The sequence below is a fragment of the Paraperlucidibaca sp. genome (assembly GCF_982810325.1).
Window position 1 is genome coordinate 1 of sequence record NZ_CEYEMI010000065.1, and the last position, 3,242, is coordinate 3,242.

4 protein-coding genes are annotated in these 3,242 nt (G+C 51.4%); 3 read left to right on the forward strand and 1 reads right to left on the reverse strand.

From position 1 onward, the window contains the following. Positions 1 to 155 precede the first annotated feature (155 nt). On the forward strand, positions 156 to 533 hold the full coding sequence (locus tag AC3DKE_RS11115) for a septal ring lytic transglycosylase RlpA family protein (RefSeq protein ID WP_487990730.1): 378 nt from the start codon (positions 156 to 158) through the stop codon (positions 531 to 533). Positions 534 to 678: 145 nt separating this feature from the next. Beyond that, positions 679 to 2,001: an MATE family efflux transporter gene (locus AC3DKE_RS11120; protein WP_487990731.1), complete on the forward strand. Its 1,323-nt coding sequence runs from the start codon at positions 679 to 681 to the stop codon at positions 1,999 to 2,001. 16 nt (positions 2,002 to 2,017) lie between these two features. Here the strand turns inward: AC3DKE_RS11120 and AC3DKE_RS11125 are convergent, their stop codons facing one another. After that, positions 2,018 to 2,293 carry a metal/formaldehyde-sensitive transcriptional repressor gene (locus AC3DKE_RS11125; RefSeq protein ID WP_487990733.1) on the reverse strand — a complete coding sequence of 92 codons (276 nt, stop codon included), beginning with the start codon at positions 2,291 to 2,293 and terminating at the stop codon, positions 2,018 to 2,020. Between the two features lie 73 nt (positions 2,294 to 2,366). Between AC3DKE_RS11125 and dmeF the strand changes: the two genes are divergently transcribed. Next, positions 2,367 to 3,242, forward strand: an 876-nt coding sequence (gene dmeF, locus AC3DKE_RS11130; RefSeq protein WP_487990734.1) for a CDF family Co(II)/Ni(II) efflux transporter DmeF, incomplete at its 3' end; no start/stop codon positions are given.

A 3,242-nucleotide genomic window follows, 5' to 3' on the forward strand; every position in this document is an offset into this window, starting at 1 on the left:
TCATTCGCCCAAGTCTTGAGGCATACGACCTCGCCTTCAGCTGCGTGATGTGTTGCCATAATCGCTCACCCATTTTTGACATGTGAATCATTGAAGCTTACACCCAGAGAGCCAATATGAATCGGTACTGGCAAGTTAACCATCAGGAATACGTTATGAAGAAAATACGAATCACGCTATTTACGTTTATGGCCTGTTTAAGCTTATTTGGCTGTAGCACAACGCCCACTAAAAACGCTGGCTTTACAGCCCTTGGGCAAGCCTCTTTCTACGCCGATAAATTCGAAAACCGTAAAACGGCTAGCGGCGAACTGTATCAACAAGACAAGCACACCGCCGCTCATAGAAGCTTGGCTTTTGGCACTAAGGTAAAGGTTACAAATACTGAAAATGGCGACAGCGTAGTCGTAAGAATTAACGACCGAGGCCCCTTCATTAGAGGCCGAATTATCGACCTATCACAGTCTGCATTTAGCCAAATTTCCCACACACGTTCAGGCGTCATAAATGTCGTCATCAGTCTGGTTCCATAAAGCACTGATGAGCTGCTACCGTAGCAGCGAACTGCCAGAGTACGTCGAGCGCTATATGAAGAGTGAGTTTCCATTGAAAGACTTCATCACTCACACAATGAGTTTGGATCTAATTAGTATTTACACACTCAACATTAGGTAGCTCATGTCGCCCGATCGTCGCCGCACTATTCTTACCTTGGCGCTACCAATTATTGGTGGCATGACTTCGCAAAACATCATGAACTTGGTCGATACCGCCATGGTCGGATCGTTGGGAGCGAATGCCTTGGCGGCGGTTGGCATTGCCGGCTTCGCAAACTTCATGTGCTTCTCGATAATCCTAGGATTATCGACCGCCGTGCAGGCAACTGCGGCTCGGCGTAAAGGTGAAGGCAACGAGGCCATCATGGCAGGCCCGCTCAATGGCGGCTTGCTGTTGGCTGTCGCTATCGGACTACCATTATCGATTCTGTTTTATTTTCTCACGCCCTGGCTCTTCCCCTATTTAGTGGATGACCCCGCCGTGCAGCCATTGGGCACTGAGTACCTGCAAGTGCGCCTTATCGGCATGATTTTCGTGGGCATGAACTTCGCGTTTCGTGGTTATTGGAACGGCATCTCCATGCCACAGCTGTACTTCCGTACTTTATTGATCATGAATGTGCTCAACGTTTGCCTCAACTACGTACTCATTTACGGTCACGCGGGCATTCCCGCTTTAGGCGTCTATGGTGCCGGTCTGGGCACGACGCTCTCGCTAGCCACTGGCACCGCCATCTACTTTTTTCTTGGCCATCGCCATGCATCTGCGCACAGCTTTTTACACGCCCTACCGAGTAAGGGCGTACTCGTTAACATGCTGCGCCTGTCGATACCCTCCTCCATTCAGCAGTTCTTTTTCGCAGCAGGACTTACCGCATTATTTTGGATTATTGGCAAAGTGGGCACCGCCGAATTAGCTGCCGGCAATGTGCTGGTAAATATCATGTTGGTGGCGCTACTGCCGGGCATAGCACTTGGGCTCACGGCGGCCACGCTAGCAGGCCAGGCCATGGGCAAAGGTAATATCGCCGATGCCAAACAATGGGGCTGGGATGTCAGCAAGATCGGCTTTTATTTGCTCGCGGTGCTGGGTATCCCCATGGTGGTCGTGCCCGAACTGCTGCTATCTGTGTTTATTCATGAGACGGAAACGATGCAGCTAGCGATCTGGCCACTGCGCATCATCGGCCTCTTCATTGCCTTCGATGGCGTTGGCATGATTTTGATGAATGCGCTATTTGGCGTTGGCGCTAGCAAAGCCGTAATGCAGGTTTCGCTGCTGATGCAATGGTGCGTATTTCTGCCATTAGCCTGGCTCATTGGGCCGGTATGGGGTGGCGGCCTGATGGCCATTTGGCTATTACAAGTAGCGTACCGCGCAATACAAGTTAGTATTTTTAGCCATATTTGGCGCAAGGGTAACTGGCAAAGTATTAAGGTTTAGCAGCCCTGCTTGATGCCTACTTAAGATACGAGCGCAGCACCGCAATCACCTGCTCAACGTCCTTGCTACGCTCCTCCGGCGTGACATCAACTGGGCCTAAATGCTCGCGGATATGCCCTTCTAATATCTCTGTCATCAGGCCATTCACTGCGCCGCGAATTGCCGCTACTTGCTGCAATATGGCGGCGCATTCGGCCCCACTTTCGATAGCGCGCTCCAAGCTTTCCGACTGGCCTTTGATGCGCCGGATTCTCGTTAAGAGCTTTTTATTGTTCTGATGCATATGAGCCATAGCACGCCGTCCTTTATGTAAAATACAATACTGGGGTATAGTATATTGAAATAGCCCTTCACGAGCAGATCTAATGTCCAACTTAGCAAGCGCTTCCCTATTCTCGCACGGCCACAGCTTCCACGAAGGTAACCCATCGGCCGAACGCAAAACGCTTATCGTCGTCATAATCACCGCAATAATGATGTGCGCAGAAATTGCTGGCGGCTGGATATACAACTCCATGGCCCTGCTCGCCGACGGCTGGCATATGAGCTCACACACGCTCGCCTTAGGCTTATCTTTGCTGGCCTATGCCGCCGCAAGGCGCTACGCCAACGATCGCCGCTTCAACTTTGGCACCTGGAAAATAGAAATATTGGGTGGTTACACCAGCGCGATTTTATTGATACTCGTTGCCGGCCTAATGCTTTTCCAGTCATGTGAACGCCTGCTTTCACCAAGCCCAATTTTCTATAACGAGGCCATTGCCCTAGCCAGCCTTGGTCTGGTGGTAAACATTGTTTGCGCATGGCTATTGCGAGATGACCATACGCATGGCCACAGCCATGACGCGCATGGGCACGACGATCATGATCTCGAACATGGCCACGAGCATCATGACCTAAACTTACGTTCAGCCTATATCCACGTCATTACCGACGCCGCCACCTCTGTGCTCGCCATCATCGCCCTTATAGGCGGCAAATTCTGGGGTGCCGACTGGCTTGATCCCATAATGGGAATCGTTGGTGCCGCACTGGTGAGCTTTTGGGCTTATGGCCTAATTCGCGACACTAGCCGCGTCTTGCTTGACGCTGAAATGGATGCGCCGATCGTCAAAGCCATTGAGAAGTCCATCGCCTCAATGAGCCCACGCGCCGAGCTCACTGACCTTCACGTTTGGCGCGTTGCGCAGAAGCAATATGCCTGCATTGTCAGCGTCGTCGCTGAACACCCTTTATCCGTC

Excerpts from the sequence above, each read along its gene's own strand:
- AC3DKE_RS11115 (WP_487990730.1), top strand. The coding sequence starts at position 156 with ATGAAGAAAATACGAATCACGCTATTTACGTTTATGGCCTGTTTAAGC.
- AC3DKE_RS11120 (WP_487990731.1), top strand. The coding sequence starts at position 679 with ATGTCGCCCGATCGTCGCCGCACTATTCTTACCTTGGCGCTACCAATT.
- AC3DKE_RS11125 (WP_487990733.1), bottom strand. The coding sequence starts at position 2,293 with ATGGCTCATATGCATCAGAACAATAAAAAGCTCTTAACGAGAATCCGG.